The following is a 21628-nucleotide window of genomic DNA, read 5'->3' on the forward strand; positions in this document are numbered from 1 at the left end:
AATAATCCAATAAGTATCTCAAAATCACTTGCGTGCAATTATTAAAATACTTTCCTTGGTCGAGAGCCAGTGGTTTTCTCGAAAATATTATTTATCATCTCATTTATTTCATCTATTTTATTTTTATGATTTAATTGAAGATAAATTATTTTACTTGCAAAGTCACTATACCTTGTTCCTAGAAAATTAACTTGAAGTTCCTTCTCAGGATTTGAAGCATTAAATAATATTTCAAAAGATTTATAGTTATTCAAAAATTGATTGATATATTCTTGGTGTGAATAAAAAGTCTTATATAAATACAAAACATCCCTGCCCCAAATACTCTTAATTACGGACTTGCATTGCGGCGATACAATTGTTTTTAATATATCCAAATCATTACTTAGCTGATGCTCTATAACACCTTTTTTTGAATCGATGAAATCTGAAATTGACGCATCAACATTAAAAATTCCGAAATTCGATAAAAAATACTCGTCAATTCCTGCCTCAGATAATTTTTTATAAAAATGTTCAGCTTGGGCATAAAAAAAAGGCGCCATTCCAGAAAATCTCATCTGAGAGACTTGAGACTCCATCTCATCTTTCATAGCTTTTTGAGCGGCCACCGCTGCGCGCAACTCCCTACTTTGAATACGAACACTCAGCGCAAGAAAAAACAGCGCCGCAGGAGCAAATATGCCCGCTAAAAAATCTCCCCATTCGTTCACTTTATTTGGGAAAATTTCGAAAAATGATTTGCAATTTTCTAAAGAAAAATAGGCACCCAAAAGACACACTACTACGAAAATCAATACAACCATCAACGCTGATGGCAATGGGTAACGCTCTAAAAAACCCTGCTTGCCCTCTGCCATTTTTGCGCCCCTCAATCTCTCGAACATCTTAAAATAGAATATACTACAGCCTTCCCACCCAATCCACCCTTACCAAGTTTTCACCCCCTGCCCGCCCGCGCCTGTGCTAGACAGCCGGTCTCGGACGAATAGCCCAAGGGTGGGAGCGCGATGCGCGTTCTGGTGTTTTTGCATGATGCGTTTGGCGGTCGGGGCGGCATTGCCAAGTTCAACCGCGATCTGCTGGGGGCGCTCTGCGCGCATCGGGCGGTGACGGAAGTTGTGGCGCTGCCGCGCGTCATCGTCGATCCGGTCGAAGGCTTGCCGGAAAAGCTAACCTATTGGACCTGGACCCGCCACGGCAAAGCCGCGTTTCTGGCGGGCGAACTGTTGACGCTCACCGATCCGCGCGGGTTTGATCTCGTGATCTGCGGGCATGTGAATCTGTTGCCGCTGATGCGCCTGCTGGAACTCCGCCGCCGCGTGCCGATGGGGCTTATTCTGCATGGGGTGGAAGCGTGGCAGCCGGTCGGCGGGGCGGAAACCCGGCGGCAGATTGGGCGGCTCGATTGGTTCCTCGCCGTCAGCCAATTCACCAAAGATCGATTTTTGGAATGGACCGGCCTGCCCGAGCCGAAAGGCCTCGTGGTGCCGAATGCGGTCGATATCGCCGCCTTCACCCCCGGCCCCAAGCGCGCCGATCTACTCAGCCGCTACGGGCTTGCCAATAAGCGCGTGCTGATGGGCATGGGGCGGCTTGAGGCGCGCGAACGCTATAAGGGGTTCGACGAGGTGATGGAGGCGATGCCCGGCCTGCTGCCGCGCTATCCGGACCTCGCCTATCTCATCTGCGGCGAAGGCACCGACCGGCCCCGGCTGGAGCAAAAGGCGCGCGATCTTGGCATTGCCGATAAGGTCGTTTTCGCGGGCTATGTGCCGGAGGATGAAAAAGTCGATACCTACCGGCTCGCCGATGTGTTTTTGCTGGCGGGCTGGGGCGAGGGGTTCGGCATTGTCATTATCGAAGCGCTGGCCTGCGGTATCCCCGCCATCGCCTCCAACCTCGACGCCAGTGCGGAAGCGGTGCTGGACGGCACATTCGGCCCCGTCGTGAACCCGAAAGACCCGGCGGATCTGGCGCGCGGCATCGAAACCGCGCTGGCCCAAGGCCGGGGACAACCGCCGGTAGGACTCGAAACCTTCTCCGCGCAAGCGTATAACGAGCGCGTGAACCGCATGATCCTCGATCCGCTGGCGGCACGGCTGGGAGAAGCGCAATGAGCATCAAGCTGGCCTACTTCGTCACCCATCCGATTCAATATCAAGCGCCGCTGCTGCGCCGGGTGGCGGCGCTACCGGGGTTGGAGTTCAAGGCTTTCTTCGGCTCGGATTTTTCGGCGCGGGCCTTTGTCGATCCCGATTTCGGGCGGGCGATTCAGTGGGATGTGCCGCTGCTCGAAGGCTATGCCTCCGAAGTGCTGGGCCAATGGGGCGCACCGCTGGGCACGAACGAGATTCCCACCGTCTGGCGACCCTTCTCCACGGGCCTCGCCAAAAAGCTGCGCGACGGGAAATTCGATGTGCTGTGGATTCACGGCTATAACCGCGCCTCCCATTGGGTGGCGGCGGCGACGGCCAAATCCATGGGCATTAAAGTGCTGATGCGCGATGAATCGACCGATATTTCCGCCCAGCGCTCGCCGTTAAAGCAGATTGCCAAGCAAGTCTTCTTCACCACGATGAACCGGTTTGTCGATCGGTGGCTAACGATTGGCGCCTTAAATGCTGAGTATTATCGCGGGTTCGGCATTTCGGCCCATAAGCTTATCTCAGTGCCCTATGCGGTCGATAACGCCTATTTCCAGGGCAAGATTGCGGCGCTCTCCCCCGAACGGGAACTGTTGCGCGCAAGCTTGGGACTAGAGCCGGGCCGCCCGATTATTCTGTTTGCCGCAAAGCTCATCGACCGCAAGCAGCCGCTGCCCTTGCTGGGAGCGTTTGCCGAACTGGTGCATGATGCCGACGCGCGCAACCCCTATTTGATTTACGCGGGCGACGGGCCGCAGCGGGGGGCGTTGGAGAAAACCATCGCCGTTTCGGGCCTCGGCAAATCGGTCAAAGTGCTGGGGTTCAAAAGTCAGGCGGACCTCGCCGCGCTTTATGACCTGTGCGATATTTTCGTGCTGCCGTCCGAACGGGAAGCCTGGGGCCTCGTTGTCAACGAAGCCATGAATGCGGGCCGCGCGATTGTTTGTTCCGACCGCATCGGCGCGGCTCCGGATTTGATCGTTCCCGGCCTGAACGGCCATATCTATCCTTTCGGGAATGATAAGGCGCTGGCGGCGTCGCTGCGGGATTGTTTGATCGATCCCGAACGGTTGGCTGCCATGGGGCGGGCCAGCCTGGAGCGCATTAATGCGTGGAGCTTTGATCAAGATATTGACGGCCTGTGCCGCGCCCTGCGCGAGGTGACGGGTGTGGAGATTCGGCCATGACGCGGACGGTATTGGTAACGGGCGGCGCGGGGTACATCGGTAGCCATACGTGTAAAGCGCTCGCAAAGGCGGGCTATACGCCCGTGACCTATGATTCGCTGACGCGCGGTTTTCGCGATGCCGTGCGGTACGGGCCGCTAGTGATCGGCGATATCGGCGACCGGGCGGCGGTGGATGCGGCGCTGGCCGAGCATCAGCCCATCGCCATTCTGCATTTCGCCGCCATGGCCTATGTGGGCGAAAGCGTGGCCGATCCGCTGCTCTATTACCGCAATAATACGGCGGGGGCGCTGGTGCTGATCGAAGCCGCCCTGGCCGCCGGGGTGGATAAACTCGTCTTCTCCTCCACCTGCGCCACCTACGGCGTGCCGAAGGTGCTGCCCATCGATGAAGAAACGCCGCAGGTGCCGATCAACCCCTATGGGCGGTCGAAGCGGATGGTGGAGCAGATGTTGCAAGATGTCGGCGCGGTCACGCCGCTGCGCTCGGTCGCCTTGCGCTATTTCAACGCCAGCGGCACCGATCCCGAGGGCGAGATTGGCGAGAATCACGACCCGGAAACCCATCTGCTGCCGCTTGCCATCAATGCCGCCCTCGGCCTCGGCCCGGCCTTGCAGGTCAATGGCAATGACTACCCGACGCCGGACGGCACCTGCATTCGCGACTATATCCACGTCACCGATTTGGCCGACGCCCATGTGCGCGCCCTCGGCTATCTGGAACAAGGCGGGGCGACGACGCAAATCAACCTCGGCACCGGGGCGGGCTTTTCGATCCGGGAAATTTTGACGGCGATTGAAAGCGTGCTGGGCGTGCCCGTGCCGCACCAGTTCGGCCCGCGCCGTCCTGGCGATCCGCCCAGTCTGGTAGCCTTGGCCGAAAAAGCCAAGGATGTGCTCGGGTGGATTCCAAAACATTCCGACATCGAAACGATTGTGCGCACCGCCGCCGCCTGGGCGCGCCGCCAGCATAATCGGTGAGCGGCATGCGCGTGCAAACGCCGGTTCTGATTGGCCATCCGGGGGCGGCCCACTTCATTTATGAAATGGTGGCAGCGGTGGAAGCGCTGGGGTTCGACTCGCGCTTCGAAACCGGCTTTTACTATGATCCGCAGGGAATTTGGGCGCGGCTACTGGCACTGGTGCCCGCCCGCCAGCGCGGCAAGATCGAACGCGAGTTAAAGCGCCGCAGCTTCGATAGTATCGATGCGCGCCGGGTGCTGGTGCATCCGGTCCCGGAACTCGCCTATGTGGCCGCCGCCCGCCTCGCCAATCACCGGCCTGCGGTGCCGAAGGCGGTGATGGCCTGGCGGAACCGGTATATCGACAGCGCGATTGCCAATCGGATTCGCCGCGAACGGCCGCGCCTCTTTATCGGTCACGATACCTCGGCCCTGCGCAGTTTCGAGGCGGCAAAGGCGAGCGGAACGCTGACGGTGCTCAACCAGATGATCGGGCATTTGGCGGTCGGCGACCGGATTTTGCGCGAAGAAGCCGAATTGCACCCCGATTGGGCCGATTCGCTGCACGCGGGTGCCCCGCAGGCGGAAATAGAGCAATGCCTTGCCGAAGCGCGGATGGCCGATGCGATTCTGTCGCCCTCCGACTATGTCACCCAAACCTTGATCGAGGTCGGCGTTGCGCCCGAGCGCATTCATCTTCAGCCCTTCGGCGTGCGGGTGGACCGCTTCAAACCGCCGGAAGTCGCGCGCGACGACGGCATCTTCCGCCTGCTCTACGTCGGCCAAATCAGCCAGCGCAAGGGGCTGAAATATGTTCTGAAAGCGGTGAAGCAGATCGGCGACCGCTCGATTGAACTGGTGCTCGTCGGCGGGCTCGTCGGCGAAGGGCGCGGGCTGAAGCCCTATGAGGGTTGGTATCGCCACGTCCGTAATGTTCCCCATCACGAGGTCCAAGGCCTGTTTCAGTCGGCGGATGTGTTCGTCTATCCTAGCCTGCACGAAGGCTCGGCACTGGCGATTTTCGAAGGGATGGCGACGGGCCTGCCGGTGATCACCACGCTTAATTCGGGCTCGATGGTCCGCGACGGCATCGAAGGCAAAATCGTGCCGATCCGGTCAGTGGACGCGATTGCCGAGGCGATCCTAACCTTGAAGAACGACGCCGATTTGCGCGGGGCCTTGGGTCGGGCGGCCCGCGTCCGCGCCCTCGGTTTCACCTGGGGCCATTACCGCGACCGGCTGGGGCCGCTGCTCGATGGGCTATTGGGGATCGGTTAAAGTTCGTTCGGGGGCCGCGCCCCTCAAACTGCCGTCTTAGTCCTGCTCCAGCGGCGTCACGCTCTGCACGACAAAGCCCGCGCTGGTTGGGTATTTCGACTGGGCCCGCAAATGGGCTTCGCTCAGGCTGGGGGCATTCATTTCGATATAGCGGGTTTCGGCCCAACCGTCATCGAGGCGCTTATGATGCTCGCCCCGGCTAACGATGTTGGCAACCTCGGCGTTATAGACGGCGATTTCAAAACGCGGCATCGGGAGCCTCCTTCTTCGGCGATCAAGCGAGCGCGGGGCGCGCGGCGCAGAGGATATAATTCACGGCCAGCGACGGGGATCGCGACCATTCCCCGGTGAGGGGGCTGAAGGCCAGCCCGCTCACGTCCGTCACCGCGAGGCCCGACGCGCGCAACGGCCCGGCGAGTTCCGAGGGCTTGCGGAATTTCCGCCAAGAATGGGTTCCGCGCGGCAGCAAGCGCAGCAGATATTCCGCGCCGACAATGGCGAGCCCGAACGCCTGCGGCGTGCGGTTGAGGGTCGAGAGAATCAGCAGCCCCCCAGGGGCGACGAGGGCGGCGCAGGTCGCGAGAAACGCCGCCGGATCGGCGACATGCTCAACGACCTCAAGCGCCGTTACGATATCGAACTGTTTTCCTTCGCCGAGTACATCTTCCGCCGTGGTTACGCGATAATCGATTTTCAGCCCCGCTTCCTCCGCATGGGTGCGCGCCACCGCAATGCTTTCGGCCGCCGCATCAATCGCCGTCACCTGCCCGCCTAACCGCGCCAGGGGCTCAGCCACAAGCCCGCCACCGCAACCAATATCGAGCACCTGCTTGCCCAAAAGCGGGCGTAGCGAATTTGTTTCGCCTCCGAAACGGGCTAGAGCTTGATCGCGAATATACCCCACCCGCACCGGGTTCAGCGCGTGCAGCGGCCGCATCGGGCCGGTCGGGTCCCACCAGGTTTCGGCAAGGGCTGCGAATTGGGCCACTTCGCGCGCATCGATACTGGACGCGGGCGCGGTTTGGGGATGAACCATAGATTCCTCTTGACGATGCGGGGTCAGCGCTTGGCCTTGCCCATTCCACAGAGTATGAATAGCGGCCCAAGCGCTGGCAACCCCTCCCCCCAAGGTTTCTCCTTCGAAGCCAGGGGGGCGGAGACGTCGGCCCTCAAGAAGAAAGGAAGCAGGCCACTATGGCCCGTATCGTCATGAAGTTCGGCGGCACGTCGGTGGCCGATCTCGACCGTATTCGCAATGTGGCCCAGCGCGTGAAGCGCGAAGTGGATGCTGGCAATCAGGTTGCCGTTGTCGTTTCCGCCATGGCCGGAACTACGAACCAGCTCGTTGCCTGGGTGAACGGCATCTCTAAGCTGCACGATACCAAGGAATATGACGCGGTGGTGGCGTCGGGCGAGCAAGTGACCGCCGGTTTGACCGCCCTTGCCTTGCAAGAGCTTGGCATTCCCGCGCGCTCGTGGCTGGGCTGGCAAATCCCGATTTATACCGACGATGTGCACGGCAAAGCCCGCATTACCGATATTCCCGGCGACAATCTGAATGCCGCTTTCGATTTGGGCGAAGTCGCCGTGATCGCCGGTTTCCAGGGCGTGAGCCCCGACGGGCGGATTACCACCCTCGGGCGCGGTGGCTCGGACACGTCGGCGGTGGGCATTGCGGCGGCGATCAAGGCCGACCGCTGCGACATCTATACCGATGTGGATGGGGTTTACACGACCGATCCCCGGATCGTGACGAAAGCCCGGAAGCTCGATAAGATCAGCTACGAAGAAATGTTCGAAATGGCCTCGCTGGGCGCTAAGGTTCTGCAACCGCGCTCGGTTGAAATGGCGATGAAGCATCGGGTGCGGGTGCAAGTGCTGTCCAGCTTTGCCGACCTGCCCGGAACCTTAGTTGTGGATGAGGACGAGATCGTGGAACAACATCTGGTCAGCGGTATTGCCTATAGCCGGGACGAAGCCAAAATCACCCTCGCCAAAGTGGCCGACCGGCCCGGCGTGGCCGCTGCGATTTTCGGCCCGCTCGCCGACGCCGCCGTGAACGTCGATATGATCGTTCAGAATGTTTCGGCCGACGGTAAAACCACCGACCTTACGTTTACGATTGGCCGGGCCGATCTGGAACGCGCTTTGCAGGTTCTGCGCGATGCCAAGGAAACCATCGAATATTCTGAGCTTATTCCCGATCCGGCTGTGGCTAAAGTATCGGTGGTCGGCGTTGGCATGCGCAGCCATGCTGGCGTTGCCTTAAAAATGTTCGAAACCCTCGCGGCGAAAAACATTAACATCCAGGTGATTACCACCTCGGAAATTAAAGTCTCGGTGCTGATTGCCGAGGAATATACGGAATTGGCGCTGCGGGCCCTGCATACTGTGTTCGGGCTTGATGCGACTGCGTAACAAGGTACGGTTGGTTTAATGCAGGACGGTCTCGCCTCTCTCTTCCGCGATCCTTCGCCAGCGCTCTCGGCGCTGTGGGCGGACGGCTGCACCTTTTTGGGCACGCCGACGGCCATTCTGGGCGGGGCGATGACCTGGGTATCGGAACGCCATTTGGTTTCAGCGATTTCGGAGGCGGGGGGCTTCGGCGTCCTCGCCTCCGGATCGATGCCGCCGGAGACGCTCCGCGCCGAAATTCAAGCGACCCAAGCGCTGACGGATAAGCCCTTTGGCGTTAATCTGATCATTATGCACCCGCAACTGTCGGCTCTCGCGGCAGTTTGTTTGGAAGAAGGCGTATCGCATATCGTGTTGGCGGGCGGCATTCCACCCAGCGAGACGATTCGCCAGATTAAGGACGGCGGGGCCAAAGCCATCGCCTTCGGCCCAACTTACGCGCTCGCCCGCAAGCTCGTGCGGGTGGGCGTTGATGCGCTGATTATCGAAGGCTCGGAGGCAGGCGGCCATATCGGCGCGGTTTCAACCTCGGTCTTGGCACAGGAAATTCTGCCGGTTATCCGCGAAGTCCCCGTTTTCGTCGCGGGCGGCATTGGGCGCGGTGAAGCCATGCTGGCGTATCTGGAAATGGGCGCAGCGGGCGTGCAGCTTGGCACGCGCTTCGTGTGCGCCACCGAAAGCGTCGCCCACCCCAACTTCAAGAAAGCCTTCGTTCGGGCCACCGCGCGCGAAGCCCAGCCGTCGGTTCAGCTTGATCCGCGCTTTCCGGTGATCCCCGTGCGCGCACTGATTAATCAGGCGACGCGGGCGTTTCAGGAGTGTCAGCGCGAGATTATTGCCGAGGTCGATGCGGGGCGCTTGGATCAGAAACAGGCGCAACTCGATATCGAACATTTCTGGGCCGGGGCCTTGCGCCGCGCCGTGGTGGAAGGCGATGTGGAGAACGGCTCGTTGATGGCGGGCCAAAGCGTTGGCTTCGTCAATAAGGAGCAGGCCACCGCCGAAATCATCACCGATCTGATCGATCAGGCCGAAGCGGCCTTACGCGCGCGGGCGCTGTCCCGCGCGTTAGGAGGCTAGCATGCAGTCGCCCCCGTCCGCCGGTTGGAGTGGGGCGCGCCGCCTATTGCGGCGCTTGCGCGATTTGATGGCGGCGGGCACGGCGGCGGAAGAGCGGCTGAACCAAACCGTCCGCCTCATTGCCTCCGACATGGTGGCCGAGGTTTGCTCGGTCTACATCATGCGCGCGGGCGAAGTGCTGGAGCTTTTCGCCACCGAAGGCTTGAACCCCGACGCCGTTCATAAAACCCGCATGCGGGTGGGCGAAGGCTTGATCGGCGATATTGCCGCCCACGCGCGCGCGATTGCCGCGTCGGACGCGTGGGCACACCCAAACTTCTCGTACCGCCCGGAAACCGGCGAAGATCTGTTCCGCTCGCTGATGGGCGTGCCGATCATGCGCGGCGGGCGCGTGGCCGGGGTTCTCGCGGTCCAGAACAAGGCGCAACGGCTCTATACGGAAGAAGAGCTGGAAACGCTCGAAACCGTGGCGATGGTTCTGGCGGAATTGATTGCCTCGGGCGATCTCGTCAACCCGTCCGAAGCAATCATGGCCGATGCCACCGCGATCGTGCCGCGCCGCTTGGATGGGCTGCGGCTCAATGCCGGGCTTGCCATCGGCACGGCTCTGCTGCATTCGCCGCGCGTCACCATTCGGCAAATGGTGGCGGAAAATCCGGTCGAAGAGTTGGAGCGCCTGAAGACCGCCGTCGCGGATATGCACACCCAGCTCGACACCCTGCTCACCGGCTCGGACGTGATGGCGAGCGGCGAGTTGCAAGACGTGATGGAAAGCTACCGCATGTTCGCGCAAGACCGGGGGTGGCTCGGGCGCATCCGCGAGGCGATCAATACCGGCCTTACGGCGGAAGCGGGCGTTCAGAAGGTCCAAAACGATATGCGCGCCCGCATGCGCGAAGTGACGGACCCTTATTTGCGCGAACGGCTACTGGACCTTGAAGACCTCACGGGCCGCCTGCTTACCCATCTGTCGGGCGCGGTGCTCGACACTTCCGAAATGCCGCTGGATGCGATTGTTTTCGCCCGCGCCATGGGACCGGCGGAACTGCTGGATTATGACCGCACGAAGCTGAAAGGGCTGGTGCTCGAAGAAGGCTCGGCCACCTCCCACGTCGCCATCGTCGCCCGCGCGCTCGATATTCCGGTTCTGGGCCGCGTCTCGGACGTGCTCGACCGGGTGGAAACCGGCGATCTAGTGGTTTTGGATAGCGACAATGGTCAGGTCTTCATCCGCCCAGGGCAGGATGTGCTCGATGCGGTGCGCGTATCGATGCAGGCCCAGGCCGATTTGAAACTGCGCTACGCCGCCACCCGCCACCTGCCAGCGATGACGCGCGACGGGCAATCGGTTTCGCTGCTCCTAAACGCCGGGTTGCTGATCGATCTTCAGCATTTGGAGGAAACCGGGGCCGATGGGATCGGGCTCTATCGCACCGAAATTCCGTTTATGGTCCGCTCCTCCTACCCGAATGTTGCCACCCAAACCGATATCTACCGCAAAGTTCTGGAAGCGACCGATACGCGCCCCGTGACCTTCCGCACGCTCGATATTGGCGGTGATAAGGCCCTTCCGTATTTCGACGCGGGCGAGGATGAGAATCCGGCGATGGGCTGGCGCGCTATCCGCATCGGGCTCGATCGGCCGATCATGCTGCGCCAACAGTTGCGCGCCCTCATTCGGGCGGCTACCGACCGCGAGTTGCGCGTGATGTTCCCGATGGTCGCCACGGTCGAAGAATATCTCCGCGCCCGGGCGTTGCTGGACGAAGAGCTAACCCGCGCCGAAGACCTAAAGGAGGCGATGCCGGAGCGCGTTAAAGTCGGCGCGATGCTGGAAGTTCCAAGCCTGATGTGGCAGATGCCGCAACTCTTGGCGCGGGTCGATTTTCTGTCGGTCGGCTCCAACGATTTGCTGCAGTTCCTTTTCGCCTGGGATCGCGGCAGCCCGCGCCTCTCGGACCGCTACGATACGCTAACCCCCGGCGTGTTGGCGTTCTTCGACGATTTGGTGCGCAAAGCCCGCGCCGCCTCCGTCCCCATCACGCTGTGCGGTGAAATGGCCGGGCGGCCCCTGGAAGCGATGATGCTGATTGGCCTCGGCTTCCGCGCCCTCTCCATGACCGCCGCGTCCATCGGCCCGGTGAAAATGATGACGCGCTCGCTCGATGCCCGGCAGTTGCGCCCACTGCTTGATCAAATCATGCATCACCCGGTCGCAACCCTTCGCGGAACCTTGCGCGGCTATGCCCGCGACCGGGGGATTGTTCTATAGCCTTGCTCTACGACGCGGGTTCCCGAATCAGCGCCTCTGCCGGAATGTGCCATTCTTTATGCAGCTTCCGGATCATTGTGATCGAAAGCCTATTGATATTGCCCGAAAGAATTTCCGACGCGCGGCTTCGGCTCCCGAGCAAACGGGTTAAATCGGTTTGGCGATAGCCCATCTGCTCCATCCGAAACTCAATCGCATCAAGCGGCGTTGGCGGATCGATGGGGAAGGCTTCGCGCTCATAATGCTGAACGAGAATGGCGAGCGCCTCCAGTTCATCCGCCTCGGGCGTATCGACTTCGGCCGACATTAAGAGGCCAATGCGGTCCAGGGCCGCGCGATGCTGTTGGGGGGTTTTGATGGGGTGCAGCACGGTCATATCGTCCTCGCGTCAATCTTATCGTACTCTTGGTGGGTTCCAGCAAAACGAATAAGCGCTACTCCCGCGACATAATTGAACTGAGCGATGATTCGATAATTATTTCCGCATATATCGAATACAATTCGATTGTTTCCAATGATATCGGCACTGCCGAACGCCTGCTTCACGTCGGTCGGCTGCTTCCATGTCGCGGCACTAATTTCCTGGGTCCATGCGGCGACGCGCCGTTCCAAGGTTTTACCCTGGGCCGGACGTAGGCGTTTCTCACGCTCGACCAGTTCCGAAAGAAGGTTGCGCCCCACAATAAGCATGCACCGTTATAGCGCGTTCCAAAATTTGGAACAATACGTAAAAAACTCCCCGCGATCCCCGGCTGCTGATACAGTAGGCATCACGTTTGGCCTTTCGTCAGATTTTAGAACTATCGGTAGGGATCGTGTCGCCCGCTTCTAATATCCACAATTCCGATTCGTTGGATGGGCAGTTAACCCTAGGACAGGCGCTGCGTTCAGCCCGCGAGGCCCATGGGGTTTCGCTCGATGACGTTGCCGCTACCTTGCGGATCAAGGCCACCTATTTGGCCGCCTTGGAGGTCGGGCAGTTCGAACAATTGCCCGGCACCGCTTACGCCCTTGGGTTTGTGCGCACCTATGCGGAATATCTTGGCCTGAACGGCCCTGATGCCGTTCAACGCTTCAAGACCGAATCCACCGGGGGTCAGGGTCCGCGCTCGACCCTTACTTTCCCCTCCCCAGCTCCGCGCGGGCGTGTGCCCGGCGTGATGCCGCTGCTCATTGCGCTTTTGGCTGCGGCCGCCATTATCGGTGCCTGGTTCCTGTGGCGCAGCGAGGCGCAAAGCCTGCTCTCCCGCGTGCCGGAAGTGCCCGAACGGCTGATGGCCCTGGTGCAGAGTGTGACCGGGCCGGGGGCCGAAACGCCGCCCCAGGCGCAAGGAACACCGGCCCCGGCAGGCGGTGCCGCAATCCTGCCGCCGACCGTTTCGGCGCAAGCCCCAACGGCGGGTAGCAGCGTCGCCCTTCCCCCAGCCGTAACCAGCGCGCCGACGGTGGCCGCGGCCCCGCCCGCCGCCGTTCCAGCCCCGCCGGTGCCGCCGCAACCGCCGATCCCCGCCGTGGCGGAGCCTGTGCGGCATCTCGCCCCGATTCCGCCGCCGGTGGCGCAAGCGCCGGAAGATCAGCCGCCGCCGCCGCCCGAAGATACGGTGGCCGGTCCCGCCGTTGCCGCCGCCCCACTGCCGCCGCCGCCAGTCGCCGCGCCTCCGACCGATGGGCGGGTGTTCGGTGCCGTCAATGATACCGTCCGCGTTATCATTCGCTCCAAGGGCGAAAGCTGGGTGCAGGTCCGCGACGCCGATAATCAGGCCGTGATGACGCGCGTGTTGCGCGCGGGCGATCAGTACCGCGTGCCGAACCGTCCCGGCCTAACACTGATGACCGGCAATGCCGGGGCCCTGGAAGTCACCGTCGACGGCCAACCCGCCCCCGCCCTCGGTCCGACGGGGATGGTTCGCCGGGCCGTGCCGCTCGACCCGGATCGGCTGAAGCAAGGCACGTTGGAGTAACGCACCTCCGTCTGCCATAACCCTAGCTTTTCGATGGCGACACTCCTATGTGTCGCCTTGTGTCGTTTTATGGATTGAGATGGTCATGAGCATTCGCCCCTACCGCGATATTCAACGCCGGAAGTCCCGTACCGTCATGGTCGGGTCGGTGGCTGTGGGTGGCGATGCGCCGATTTCGGTGCAGACCATGACCAATAGCCTGACGGCCGACGCCGCTGCGACCATCGAGCAGATTCGCCGAATTGAAGAGGCCGGGGCCGATATCGTCCGCGTCTCCTGCCCTGATGTGGAATCGACCGCCGCGTTGAAGGAAATCGTCCGCGCGGCGCAAATCCCCATCGTCGCCGATATTCACTTTCACTATAAGCGCGCGATTGAAGCCGCCATGGCGGGGGCCGCCTGCCTGCGCATCAACCCCGGCAATATCGGCAGCGAAGCCAAAGTGCGCGAGGTTATCCGCGCCGCTAAAGACCACGGCTGTTCGATGCGCATTGGCGTCAATGCCGGTAGCCTGGAGCAGGATTTGCTGGAGCGCTACGGCGAGCCCTGCCCGGAAGCCATGGTGGAAAGCGCGCTAAACCACGCCCGCATTCTGGAAGATAACGATTTTCGCGATTTCAAGATCAGCGTGAAAGCCTCCGACGTTTTCCTCGCCGTTGCCGCCTATCAGGCGCTGGCCGAGGCGTGTGACTATCCACTGCACGTCGGCATTACCGAAGCGGGCGGCCTGCGCACCGGGACGGTGAAATCCTCCATCGGCATGGGCATGCTGCTGTGGTCGGGCATTGGCGACACGATCCGCGTCTCGCTTTCCGCCGATCCGGTGGAAGAGGTGAAGGTTGGGTTTGAGATGCTCAAATCCCTCAACCTCCGGCATCGCGGCGTGAATATCATTTCCTGCCCCTCCTGCGCCCGCCAGCAGTTCAACGTGATCGAGACAGTGGCGGCCCTTGAAGCGCGCGTTGCCCATATCACCACGCCGATGAGCGTGTCGGTGATCGGCTGCGTGGTGAACGGGCCGGGCGAGGCGCGGGAAACCGATATTGGCTTTACGGGGGGTGGCGCGGGCACCCATCAGGTCTATATCGCGGGCGTCCCGAACCATCGCTTCAAAGACCCGGATATCATCGAGCATCTGGCTGAGTTGATCGAACGCAAAGCCGCCGAGATCGAAGCGGCAAAGGCCGCATCCTGATTTTCGGTTGGGGCGAAAAGATGCGCGCGCCCCAAAAGATCACCCTCAGCGCGACTGAAATCGAGGTTGGCGGGCAGATGCGGCCCGTCACCCTGCGCCATAATCCGCGCGCGCGCCGCCTATCCTTGCGTTTCGATGCCGTTGGGCAGGGGTTCACCCTAACCTTGCCGCCGCAGTTTCCGCTGCCGCGCGCGCTGGAGTTTCTCAACGCGCACCGGGGCTGGATGCAGACCTGCCTTGCGCGGCCCGCAGCCCAGCAAGCGGCGGAGCGGATCGCTTTCGTGCCGGGGGCGGAGATTCCGTTTCGGGGCGTCCCCTGCCTCATTCGCCACGATCCTAAGGGTTTGCGCCAACCGCGCCACGAAGAGGGCGCGCTTTGGGTCGGCGGCCCGATTGAGCGCGTCCCCGCCCGCATCCAGGCGTGGCTGCACGGTGAAGCTGCAAAGCATCTCACCCAGGCGGCGGAGGCCTATGCATTTGAGCTTGGCAAAACCGTAACATCGGTTACAGTTCGCGATACGAGAAGCCGCTGGGGCAGTTGCACCGCGCGGGGCAGCCTGAATTTCTCCTGGCGGCTGATTCTCGCGCCTCAGACGGTTCTCGACTATGTCGCGGCCCATGAGGCAGCGCATTTAGTCGAACTCAATCACTCCCCCCGCTTTTGGGCGCTCGTTGCCCGGCTGCACCCCGATCCCGACACGGCCCGGCACTGGCTGAAGACTTACGGAACAGGATTACACCGTTATGGATAGTGCTTCCGCCGCTTCTTGGACCCTGCCGCTCTCGCGCGGGATGATGACGGCCCTGGTGACGATGCTCGCAGCCTTAGGCGCGCTCTCGACCTCGATTTACGTGCCGTCCCTGCCCGATCTCGAACAGTTCCTGGCGACCGATGCCGCCATGGTTCAGGTGACGATGACGGCTTTTCTGGTCGGGTTTGCCGTCATGCAGTTGGTCTACGGCCCGCTCTCGGACGTAAAAGGGCGGCGCACGGCGCTGTTGGCCGGGCTCTGCGTGTTCGTGGTCGGGAATGTAATCTGCGCGACAGCGGCGAGCATTGAGCAGTTGATCGTCGGGCGGATCGTGCAAGCCCTGGGGGCCTGCGTTGGCCCCGTCGTTTCGCGTGCCGTTGTGCGCGATGCTTTCGGTATTGCCGGGGCGGCAACGGTGATGGCCAGCGTCGCGGCGGGGATTTCCCTTGCCCCCGCGATTGGACCGACCATCGGCGGGCTTCTGCATACCGCCTTTGGCTGGCAGGCGAATTTCGCCCTGCTCACCGTCATGGGCGCGGGGCTGCTGTTCATTATTTGGCGCTGGTTGCCCGAAACCAACCCGCAGAAGGGCGTTCACGTCTTCAACTTCGGTGTTATGCGCCGCAGCTACCATGAATTGATCCGCAATCGGACGTTCATGACCTATAATATCGCGATTGCCCTCGGTTTTGGCGCGATGTTCGCCTATATCACCGGCTCGCCGTTCCTTTTCATCCGCAGCTTTCACCTCAGCCCCGCCGAGTTTGGCATGTTGACCATGTTCAACGCCCTCGGCTTCATGTCCGGCAGCTTGATTGCGCGCCGGAAGGCGGGGGCTTGGAGCAATGCGCGCCTCGCCAACTTCGGCACGATCATTTCGGTATTCGGCGGGGGCTGGCTGCTGGCCCAGGCGTTGGGCGGTATTCTGACCGTGCCGGGCGTTATCTCCGGCGTTTTCACCTTCCTGCTGGGCCTTGGGATTTTAATCCCCGCTGGGTTTGCGGGATCAATCGCCGCCGCGCCGCATTTGGCGGGGGCCGGGTCGGGCCTCGTCGGCTTCACGCAGATGGCTATGTCTGCCGTGCTCTCATATTTGGTTGCGCACATCAACCGGGCCGATCAGGTGCCGTTAATGGCAGTGATAGCGGTTGCGGCCCTCGGCAGCCTGTTCGCTACGCTCCGATTGCGCCGGGCCGGTGAAACGGCCTCCCCCGCAAAAAGCCAAGCTTAGAATGGGTTTTTCCCTTGTTTCCTTGGTCTATCGCTCGCTAAGTCTATGACATGCGTTTAGTTCTAGGGATCGAGAGTAGTTGCGACGAAACCGCCGCCGCCGTTGTGGGCGAGGATCGGCGCATTCTCTCAAATATCGTGCTCTCGCAGCTTGAGGACCATCGCGCCTACGGCGGCGTTGTGCCGGAAATTGCCGCGCGCGCCCATCTCGACCATATCGAGCGGGTCGTTCACGAGGCGATGCAGACGGCAGGCGTTAGCTTCGGCGATCTGGCCGGGGTCGCGGCAACCACGGGGCCGGGGTTGATCGGCGGCGTCATCGTCGGCGCGACTGTGGCGAAAAGCTTAGCGATGGTCCACAGCAAGCCGTTCCTGGCCGTCAATCATCTCGAAGGCCATGCGCTGACCTGCCGCCTGACCGACGATGTGCCGTTTCCGTTTTTGCTGCTACTCGTTTCGGGCGGGCATAGCCAGTTCCTCGCCGTCGCCGACGTTGGGGCCTATACGCGCCTCGGCGGCACGCTGGATGATGCCGTCGGCGAAGCCTTCGACAAGACCGCCAAAATGCTGGGCCTCGGCTTTCCCGGCGGCCCTGCGGTTGAACAGGCTGCGCTGACCGGCGATGCCGCCCGCTTTGCCCTGCCCCGTCCGCTCGTTGGACGACCGGGGGCCGACCTCTCGCTTTCGGGATTGAAAACCGCCGTGCGCCTCGCCGCCGAAAAACTGCCCGCGCCGGTTTCGGGCCAAGACCTGTCGGACCTTGCGGCCAGCTTTCAAGCCGCCGTGGGCGACGTGCTCGCCGACCGGCTGAAGAACGCCCTCGCCACCTTCCGCGCCACTCACCCCAGCGGCGCCCATGTGGTGATCGCGGGTGGGGTTGCGGCGAACAAGGCCTTGCGCGCGCGGCTTCAATCAACCGTCACCGAACACGGGTTAACCCTTGTCGCACCGCCGCTAAAACTTTGCACCGATAATGGGGCGATGATTGCCTGGGCCGGGCTGGAGCATTTGCGCCGGGGGGAGAGCCATGGGCTCGATTCCCCCTGCCGCCCGCGCTGGCCGCTAGATGAGGCCGCGTAGTGGAACCTGATGTAACACCACCGCCAGAATTTGGCATCGTTGGCGCGGGAGCCTGGGGAACCGCGCTGGCGCAAACCCTCGCCCGCGCCGGGCGCTCCGTGCTGCTGTGGGGGCGCGATGCGACCCTCGTGCGCATTCTGAACAGCCTCCGGGAGAATACGCGCTACCTGCCCGGCATTCCGCTGCTCGACGGGATCTCGTTCACCGACCGCCTTTCGGAAATCGCCGAAGCCCAACACGCTATCCTGCTGGTAACGCCCGCGCAGGGATTGCGGTCCGCCTGTCTACACCTCTCGCCCTTTCTCGATCCGCACCGGGCTGTGCCGCTCGTGGTGGCGGCAAAGGGGCTCGACGGCGACTCTGATCAACCGCTGTCCGCCCTGGTGAAAGACCTTATCCCGGCGCATCCTGTCGCGGTCTTGTCCGGGCCGAATTTTGCCAAGGAAGTCGCGGTCGGGCTCCCCGCTGCCACCGTTATCGCAGCACAGAATGTGGCGCTGGCGCAAAGTTTGGCCGAACAAATCGGCTCCACCAGCTTCAGGCCCTATGCCTCCTCCGACCCGCTCGGTGTGGAAATCTGCGGCGCATTCAAGAATGTGCTGGCGATTGCCTGCGGGATCGCCCAGGGCCGTCATCTGGGCGATAACGCCCGCGCGGCCCTGATTACGCGCGGCATGGCGGAGTTGATGCGTCTCGCAAGGCCGCTGGGTATTCAGACGGAAACCCTCATGGGTCTGTCGGGCCTCGGCGATATCGTGCTGACGTGCAACGGGCTGCAATCGCGCAATTACACCCTGGGAATCGCGCTGGGCGAAGGCATGAAGCTGCCCGATATACTGGCCCAGCGCCGCAGTGTGGCGGAAGGCGTCTATGCCGCCGCTGCCTTGCACCGCATCGGCTTGAAGGCCGATGTTGACATGCCTATCGTCGCTGCGGTGGATTCAATTCTGGCTGGACACGCCGGGGTGGAGGACGTAATCGCCAAACTCCTCGCCCGCCCACTGACGCGCGAGACCTAATTTTTAAGGTGCAGTATGGCCCATTGGCTGATGAAATCCGAACCGTTCAAATATTCCTGGGAGCAGATGCAAAAGGACGGGCGGACCCATTGGGATGGCGTGCGCAACTATCAAGCCAGTAACAACCTCAAAGCCATGCGGCTTGGTGATGAATGCTTCTTCTACCATTCCAACGAGGGGCTCGCGATTGTCGGCATCGTTGAGATCGTGAAGGAATATTACCCAGACCCCTCCGATCCCGCTGGAAAATTTGGCATGGTCGATGTCGCGCCGCGCCGCAGCGTTCCCATCCCCGTAACGCTGGCCGCGATTAAAGCCGAACCGGCGCTGGCAGAATTGCCGCTAGTACGGCAATCGCGCCTTTCGGTTAGCCCGGTGCCCGACGACGCCTGGGTTTTGCTGTGTAAGATGGGTGGCCTCTAAGCCCGTGCCGAACCGCCGTCCCGCGCGCTGTAAGCATTCTGCTGCACTGCCGTCATTCCTTTGTCATGAGTCAGTGATAAGCATGCCTCGCTATTGTCATGCAGCGGGTTTCGCCGAAACCCGCCCGGAGACGGTGAGGGTCAGATCATGCAGAAGCTGCAAACAATTATCGGGATGGTCGGACGGGTCCGGGCGCGGGCGCGCCATGTCAGCGACAGCCGCCGCTTTCGGAGCTGGCATAAAGAGCGCCAAACCCGGCGCGCGGCGTAACTTCTTCTCCCAGCCCCGCGTCTCCGGGGGCTGGCGATGAGCGGTTATTGCGCGATTTCAAAAGATCACCCGGTCCACGGGCCGTTCCATGATTCCGATCATGGCCTGCCCGTGACCGATGAGGCCAGTCTGTTCGAGCGCCTCTGCCTCGAAATCGCCCAAGCGGGGCTTTCGTGGGAGACTGCGTTAAAACGCCGCGCCGGGATGCGCAACGCGCTCGATTGCTATCATATCGATACAATTGCCGCCTATGGGCCGGAGGATATCGCCCGGCTCATGCAGGACCCGCGCGTCATCCGCAATCGCCTGAAGCTTGAAGCTTATGTCCACAACGCTCGGCAGGTTCAGGCCTTCCGGGCCGAAGGCGGTTTTGCGGCGTGGCTCGGGCGCTGGGCCTCGGCCCCCGATGGCCCGAAAGATCGCACCGCCTGGGTGAAGCTCTTCAAAAAGCATTTCCGTTTCACGGGCGGCGAAATCGTTAATGAATTCTTGATGGGGCTTTCTATTTTACCGGGTGCGCACGATGTTTCTTGCCCCATCGGCCAAAGCCTCTATGCGCGGCTCGACGGCCTAACGGCGCACGATAGCAGCCTGCCGCCCTGGCCGATTCGGTGCTAAACCATAAAAAGCCTAATAAACCAAAGGACTTGCCCCTTGACGGAGGGGCAGGAGCCGGGCACGGTAGGGGCGCAGCGTGGGCACGGGCGCAAAGGGAGTCTCCCGGGTGACAAAATCAGAATTAATCCTACGGCTGGCAGCCCTCAACCCGCATCTCTATCAACGGGATGTGGAGCGGATTGTCTCGACGATCTTCGACGAAATTACCGAAGCGCTCGCCGCCGGGCATCGGGTAGAACTGCGCGGTTTCGGCGCCTTCTCCGTGAAACGGCGCGATGCGCGCATCGGCCGCAACCCGCGCACGGGCACGGCGGTGGAGGTGGCGGAAAAATACGTCCCCTTCTTCAAAACCGGCAAACAGTTGCGCGACAGGTTAAACGGCGGCGTCGATACGCCCGAAGACGATGATGACGACGACGATATTTAACCGAGCCGCTGAATCGGGCGCGCGGGCCGTTTCATGCCCCGCCTGATTCGGCTGCTGTCGCTGCTCATCACCCTGCCGGTCACGCTGGCGGTGGTGGTGTTCGCCGTTGCCAATCGCGGCCCCGTAACGGTCGATTTCTGGCCCTTTGCGCTGGCCGTCGATGTGCCGCTTTACGGGCTTGCGTTAGGAACGTTGGCGCTGGGTTGTCTGCTGGGCGCGCTGCTCACGTGGTTGCCGCTGCTGCTGACGCGCCGCGCGCTCACCAGCGCGCGCGCTAAAATCGAAAAGCTCGAAGCCAGTCTTTCCCAGAAATCTGCCGAGACCCCGTGATATGACCGCCCCCCGCTGGTTCGATGCCGATGCCGTTCGTGCGCGCTTAAGTTTTCCCGCGCTGGTCGATCGTTTGGCCCAAGCCTTTGCCGACCCCGATATGGTCGTGCCCGTCCGCCACCATCATACGGTTCCGGTGCCCGGTGCCCCCGATGCCACCTTGCTGCTGATGCCCGCGTGGCGCACCGGCAAACACGTCGGGCTAAAATCAGTCACGGTTTTCCCCGGCAATAGCCGCGTCGGCCTGCCCTCGATCATGGGCGTCTATCTGCTGCTTTCGGGCGAAACCGGCGTTCCCGTCGCCCTGCTGGATGGGCCGATGCTCACCGTGCGCCGCACCGCCGCCGCCTCGGCGCTCGCCGCGCGCTATCTGGCGCGGCCCGACGCCCATCAGCTGACCGTCATCGGCACCGGCGCGCTCGCCCCGCATCTGGCCGAAGCCCACGCCAGCGTGCGGAATATCTCCCATATCACCATCGTCGGGCGCGATCTTGGCAAGGCGCAGCAAACCGCCGCCAGCCTGCACGGGCTCGCCCCCCACATCGACGCAACCACCGATGTCGCCGCCGCCGTGCGCGGTGCCGATATCGTCTCCTGCGCCACCCTCGCCCAGGAGCCCGTGATCCACGGCGCATGGCTCGCCCCCGGCACCCACGTCGATCTTGTCGGTGGCTTCACCCCGACGATGCGCGAGGCCGACGATGCCGCCATCACCCGCGCCGAGCTGTATTGCGACACCCGCGCGGGCGCGCTCCATGAAGCGGGCGACCTCTGCCAGCCCCTGCGCGCGGGGCTGATTTCGGAAGATAGCATTCGCGGCGATCTGTTCGATCTGGTGCGCGGCACCGCCCGCCTGCGCTCCGGCCCCGAAGCGATCACCCTGTTCAAATCGGTCGGCACCGCGATTGAAGATCTGGCGGCGGCGGAATTGGCGGTCGAGTAAAGACCGGGGGCGCTGCCCCCGAGCCCCCGCCTAAGGGGCT

At 61.8% G+C, this 21628-nt stretch carries 24 protein-coding genes; 18 read left to right on the top strand and 6 right to left on the bottom strand.

All coding sequences use genetic code 11. The features are described from left to right. Positions 1–41: 41 nt before the first annotated feature. Positions 42–860: a hypothetical protein gene (locus tag ACIQ36_RS02580; RefSeq protein ID WP_395825399.1), complete on the bottom strand. Its 819-nt coding sequence runs from the start codon at positions 858–860 to the stop codon at positions 42–44. 150 nt (positions 861–1010) lie between these two features. Between ACIQ36_RS02580 and ACIQ36_RS02585 the strand changes: the two genes are divergently transcribed. The 4 genes from ACIQ36_RS02585 to ACIQ36_RS02600 are packed head-to-tail and all read left to right on the top strand — an operon-like array spanning position 1011 to position 5573. Further along, positions 1011–2120, top strand: a complete 1110-nt coding sequence (locus tag ACIQ36_RS02585; protein WP_395825402.1) for a glycosyltransferase family 4 protein — start codon at positions 1011–1013, stop codon at positions 2118–2120. Then, the gene (locus ACIQ36_RS02590; protein ID WP_395825404.1) at positions 2117–3334 is read left to right on the top strand and encodes a glycosyltransferase family 4 protein; all 1218 of its coding nucleotides are present in this window, start codon (positions 2117–2119) and stop codon (positions 3332–3334) included. The genes ACIQ36_RS02585 and ACIQ36_RS02590 overlap by 4 nt, the downstream gene beginning before the upstream one ends. Then, a complete protein-coding gene (gene galE, locus ACIQ36_RS02595; RefSeq protein ID WP_395825406.1) occupies positions 3331–4314 on the top strand; it encodes a UDP-glucose 4-epimerase GalE in 984 nt (327 codons plus the stop codon). Before ACIQ36_RS02590 ends, galE begins: the two co-directional genes overlap by 4 nt. A 5-nt stretch (positions 4315–4319) precedes the next feature. Next, positions 4320–5573, top strand: coding sequence for a glycosyltransferase family 4 protein (locus ACIQ36_RS02600; protein WP_395825409.1), 1254 nt, complete (start codon positions 4320–4322; stop codon positions 5571–5573). A gap of 36 nt (positions 5574–5609) precedes the next feature. On the opposite strand, the gene ACIQ36_RS02605 is transcribed toward ACIQ36_RS02600, so the two are convergent. Next, a complete protein-coding gene (locus tag ACIQ36_RS02605) occupies positions 5610–5825 on the bottom strand; it encodes a hypothetical protein (RefSeq protein ID WP_395825412.1) in 216 nt (71 codons plus the stop codon). Positions 5826–5847: 22 nt separating this feature from the next. Continuing rightward, positions 5848–6609 carry a bifunctional 2-polyprenyl-6-hydroxyphenol methylase/3-demethylubiquinol 3-O-methyltransferase UbiG gene (gene ubiG / locus ACIQ36_RS02610; RefSeq protein ID WP_395825414.1) on the bottom strand — a complete coding sequence of 254 codons (762 nt, stop codon included), beginning with the start codon at positions 6607–6609 and terminating at the stop codon, positions 5848–5850. Positions 6610–6767: 158 nt separating this feature from the next. Between ubiG and ACIQ36_RS02615 the strand changes: the two genes are divergently transcribed. The 3 genes from ACIQ36_RS02615 to ptsP are packed head-to-tail and all read left to right on the top strand — an operon-like array spanning position 6768 to position 11340. Next, positions 6768–7991, top strand: coding sequence for an aspartate kinase (locus tag ACIQ36_RS02615; protein ID WP_395825417.1), 1224 nt, complete (start codon positions 6768–6770; stop codon positions 7989–7991). An 18-nt stretch (positions 7992–8009) separates the two neighbouring features. Beyond that, entirely contained in the window at positions 8010–9068 is a 1059-nt protein-coding gene (locus tag ACIQ36_RS02620; protein WP_395825420.1) for an NAD(P)H-dependent flavin oxidoreductase, read from the top strand. A gap of 1 nt (position 9069) precedes the next feature. Continuing rightward, complete coding sequence (gene ptsP / locus ACIQ36_RS02625) at positions 9070–11340, top strand: phosphoenolpyruvate--protein phosphotransferase (RefSeq protein ID WP_395825423.1); 2271 nt, start codon at positions 9070–9072, stop codon at positions 11338–11340. A gap of 7 nt (positions 11341–11347) precedes the next feature. Here the strand turns inward: ptsP and ACIQ36_RS02630 are convergent, their stop codons facing one another. Next, a complete protein-coding gene (locus ACIQ36_RS02630) occupies positions 11348–11716 on the bottom strand; it encodes a type II toxin-antitoxin system HigA family antitoxin (protein WP_395825426.1) in 369 nt (122 codons plus the stop codon). After that, positions 11713–12030, bottom strand: a complete 318-nt coding sequence (locus tag ACIQ36_RS02635; RefSeq protein WP_395825429.1) for a type II toxin-antitoxin system HigB family toxin — start codon at positions 12028–12030, stop codon at positions 11713–11715. Before ACIQ36_RS02635 ends, ACIQ36_RS02630 begins: the two co-directional genes overlap by 4 nt. Before the next feature lie 125 nt (positions 12031–12155). Between ACIQ36_RS02635 and ACIQ36_RS02640 the strand changes: the two genes are divergently transcribed. The 7 genes from ACIQ36_RS02640 to ACIQ36_RS02670 all read left to right on the top strand — a co-directional run bounded on the left by ACIQ36_RS02640 (position 12156) and on the right by ACIQ36_RS02670 (position 19000). Continuing rightward, complete coding sequence (locus ACIQ36_RS02640; protein WP_395825432.1) at positions 12156–13301, top strand: helix-turn-helix domain-containing protein; 1146 nt, start codon at positions 12156–12158, stop codon at positions 13299–13301. Between the two features lie 85 nt (positions 13302–13386). Beyond that, the gene (gene ispG / locus ACIQ36_RS02645) at positions 13387–14496 is read left to right on the top strand and encodes a flavodoxin-dependent (E)-4-hydroxy-3-methylbut-2-enyl-diphosphate synthase (protein WP_395825435.1); all 1110 of its coding nucleotides are present in this window, start codon (positions 13387–13389) and stop codon (positions 14494–14496) included. Positions 14497–14516: 20 nt separating this feature from the next. Beyond that, positions 14517–15248 carry a M48 family metallopeptidase gene (locus tag ACIQ36_RS02650; protein WP_395825437.1) on the top strand — a complete coding sequence of 244 codons (732 nt, stop codon included), beginning with the start codon at positions 14517–14519 and terminating at the stop codon, positions 15246–15248. Then, positions 15241–16479, top strand: coding sequence for a multidrug effflux MFS transporter (locus ACIQ36_RS02655; protein ID WP_395825440.1), 1239 nt, complete (start codon positions 15241–15243; stop codon positions 16477–16479). Before ACIQ36_RS02650 ends, ACIQ36_RS02655 begins: the two co-directional genes overlap by 8 nt. A 50-nt stretch (positions 16480–16529) precedes the next feature. Further along, complete coding sequence (tsaD, locus tag ACIQ36_RS02660; RefSeq protein ID WP_395825443.1) at positions 16530–17558, top strand: tRNA (adenosine(37)-N6)-threonylcarbamoyltransferase complex transferase subunit TsaD; 1029 nt, start codon at positions 16530–16532, stop codon at positions 17556–17558. Beyond that, the gene (locus tag ACIQ36_RS02665; RefSeq protein WP_395825446.1) at positions 17558–18577 is read left to right on the top strand and encodes an NAD(P)H-dependent glycerol-3-phosphate dehydrogenase; all 1020 of its coding nucleotides are present in this window, start codon (positions 17558–17560) and stop codon (positions 18575–18577) included. Before tsaD ends, ACIQ36_RS02665 begins: the two co-directional genes overlap by 1 nt. A gap of 15 nt (positions 18578–18592) precedes the next feature. After that, entirely contained in the window at positions 18593–19000 is a 408-nt protein-coding gene (locus ACIQ36_RS02670; protein WP_395825448.1) for an EVE domain-containing protein, read from the top strand. A gap of 96 nt (positions 19001–19096) precedes the next feature. Here ACIQ36_RS02670 and ACIQ36_RS02675 read toward each other — a convergent pair whose 3' ends face one another. Next, the gene (locus ACIQ36_RS02675) at positions 19097–19240 is read right to left on the bottom strand and encodes a hypothetical protein (protein WP_395825451.1); all 144 of its coding nucleotides are present in this window, start codon (positions 19238–19240) and stop codon (positions 19097–19099) included. A gap of 66 nt (positions 19241–19306) precedes the next feature. Between ACIQ36_RS02675 and ACIQ36_RS02680 the strand changes: the two genes are divergently transcribed. The 4 genes from ACIQ36_RS02680 (at position 19307) to ACIQ36_RS02695 (ending at position 21588) form a co-directional block, all read left to right on the top strand. Further along, positions 19307–19888 (top strand): DNA-3-methyladenine glycosylase I, encoded by a 582-nt coding sequence (locus tag ACIQ36_RS02680; protein ID WP_395825453.1) that lies wholly within the window; start codon positions 19307–19309, stop codon positions 19886–19888. 106 nt (positions 19889–19994) lie between these two features. Then, on the top strand, positions 19995–20315 hold the full coding sequence (ihfB, locus tag ACIQ36_RS02685; protein ID WP_395825456.1) for an integration host factor subunit beta: 321 nt from the start codon (positions 19995–19997) through the stop codon (positions 20313–20315). Positions 20316–20348: 33 nt separating this feature from the next. Continuing rightward, positions 20349–20645 (top strand): lipopolysaccharide assembly protein LapA domain-containing protein, encoded by a 297-nt coding sequence (locus ACIQ36_RS02690; RefSeq protein ID WP_395825458.1) that lies wholly within the window; start codon positions 20349–20351, stop codon positions 20643–20645. 1 nt (position 20646) lies between these two features. Beyond that, positions 20647–21588, top strand: coding sequence for an ornithine cyclodeaminase family protein (locus tag ACIQ36_RS02695; protein ID WP_395825461.1), 942 nt, complete (start codon positions 20647–20649; stop codon positions 21586–21588). The last annotated feature ends 40 nt before the right edge of the window (positions 21589–21628 follow it).

The sequence above is a fragment of the Elstera sp. genome (genome assembly GCF_044372965.1).
Taxonomy (GTDB): domain Bacteria; phylum Pseudomonadota; class Alphaproteobacteria; order Elsterales; family Elsteraceae; genus Elstera.

What these genes read in the sequence shown, in the direction of transcription:
- galE (WP_395825406.1), top strand. Translation starts at nt 3,331, where the DNA reads ATGACGCGGACGGTATTGGTAACGGGCGGCGCGGGGTACATCGGTAGC.
- ACIQ36_RS02655 (WP_395825440.1), top strand. Translation starts at nt 15,241, where the DNA reads ATGGATAGTGCTTCCGCCGCTTCTTGGACCCTGCCGCTCTCGCGCGGG.
- ACIQ36_RS02635 (WP_395825429.1), bottom strand. Translation starts at nt 12,030, where the DNA reads ATGCTTATTGTGGGGCGCAACCTTCTTTCGGAACTGGTCGAGCGTGAG.
- ACIQ36_RS02670 (WP_395825448.1), top strand. Translation starts at nt 18,593, where the DNA reads ATGGCCCATTGGCTGATGAAATCCGAACCGTTCAAATATTCCTGGGAG.
- ACIQ36_RS02605 (WP_395825412.1), bottom strand. Translation starts at nt 5,825, where the DNA reads ATGCCGCGTTTTGAAATCGCCGTCTATAACGCCGAGGTTGCCAACATC.
- ubiG (WP_395825414.1), bottom strand. Translation starts at nt 6,609, where the DNA reads ATGGTTCATCCCCAAACCGCGCCCGCGTCCAGTATCGATGCGCGCGAA.
- ACIQ36_RS02580 (WP_395825399.1), bottom strand. Translation starts at nt 860, where the DNA reads ATGGCAGAGGGCAAGCAGGGTTTTTTAGAGCGTTACCCATTGCCATCA.
- ACIQ36_RS02680 (WP_395825453.1), top strand. Translation starts at nt 19,307, where the DNA reads ATGAGCGGTTATTGCGCGATTTCAAAAGATCACCCGGTCCACGGGCCG.
- ACIQ36_RS02600 (WP_395825409.1), top strand. Translation starts at nt 4,320, where the DNA reads ATGCGCGTGCAAACGCCGGTTCTGATTGGCCATCCGGGGGCGGCCCAC.
- ptsP (WP_395825423.1), top strand. Translation starts at nt 9,070, where the DNA reads ATGCAGTCGCCCCCGTCCGCCGGTTGGAGTGGGGCGCGCCGCCTATTG.
- ACIQ36_RS02675 (WP_395825451.1), bottom strand. Translation starts at nt 19,240, where the DNA reads ATGCCAGCTCCGAAAGCGGCGGCTGTCGCTGACATGGCGCGCCCGCGC.
- ACIQ36_RS02630 (WP_395825426.1), bottom strand. Translation starts at nt 11,716, where the DNA reads ATGACCGTGCTGCACCCCATCAAAACCCCCCAACAGCATCGCGCGGCC.
- ACIQ36_RS02585 (WP_395825402.1), top strand. Translation starts at nt 1,011, where the DNA reads ATGCGCGTTCTGGTGTTTTTGCATGATGCGTTTGGCGGTCGGGGCGGC.
- ACIQ36_RS02695 (WP_395825461.1), top strand. Translation starts at nt 20,647, where the DNA reads ATGACCGCCCCCCGCTGGTTCGATGCCGATGCCGTTCGTGCGCGCTTA.
- ACIQ36_RS02615 (WP_395825417.1), top strand. Translation starts at nt 6,768, where the DNA reads ATGGCCCGTATCGTCATGAAGTTCGGCGGCACGTCGGTGGCCGATCTC.
- ACIQ36_RS02690 (WP_395825458.1), top strand. Translation starts at nt 20,349, where the DNA reads ATGCCCCGCCTGATTCGGCTGCTGTCGCTGCTCATCACCCTGCCGGTC.
- ispG (WP_395825435.1), top strand. Translation starts at nt 13,387, where the DNA reads ATGAGCATTCGCCCCTACCGCGATATTCAACGCCGGAAGTCCCGTACC.
- ACIQ36_RS02650 (WP_395825437.1), top strand. Translation starts at nt 14,517, where the DNA reads ATGCGCGCGCCCCAAAAGATCACCCTCAGCGCGACTGAAATCGAGGTT.
- ACIQ36_RS02590 (WP_395825404.1), top strand. Translation starts at nt 2,117, where the DNA reads ATGAGCATCAAGCTGGCCTACTTCGTCACCCATCCGATTCAATATCAA.
- ACIQ36_RS02620 (WP_395825420.1), top strand. Translation starts at nt 8,010, where the DNA reads ATGCAGGACGGTCTCGCCTCTCTCTTCCGCGATCCTTCGCCAGCGCTC.
- tsaD (WP_395825443.1), top strand. Translation starts at nt 16,530, where the DNA reads ATGCGTTTAGTTCTAGGGATCGAGAGTAGTTGCGACGAAACCGCCGCC.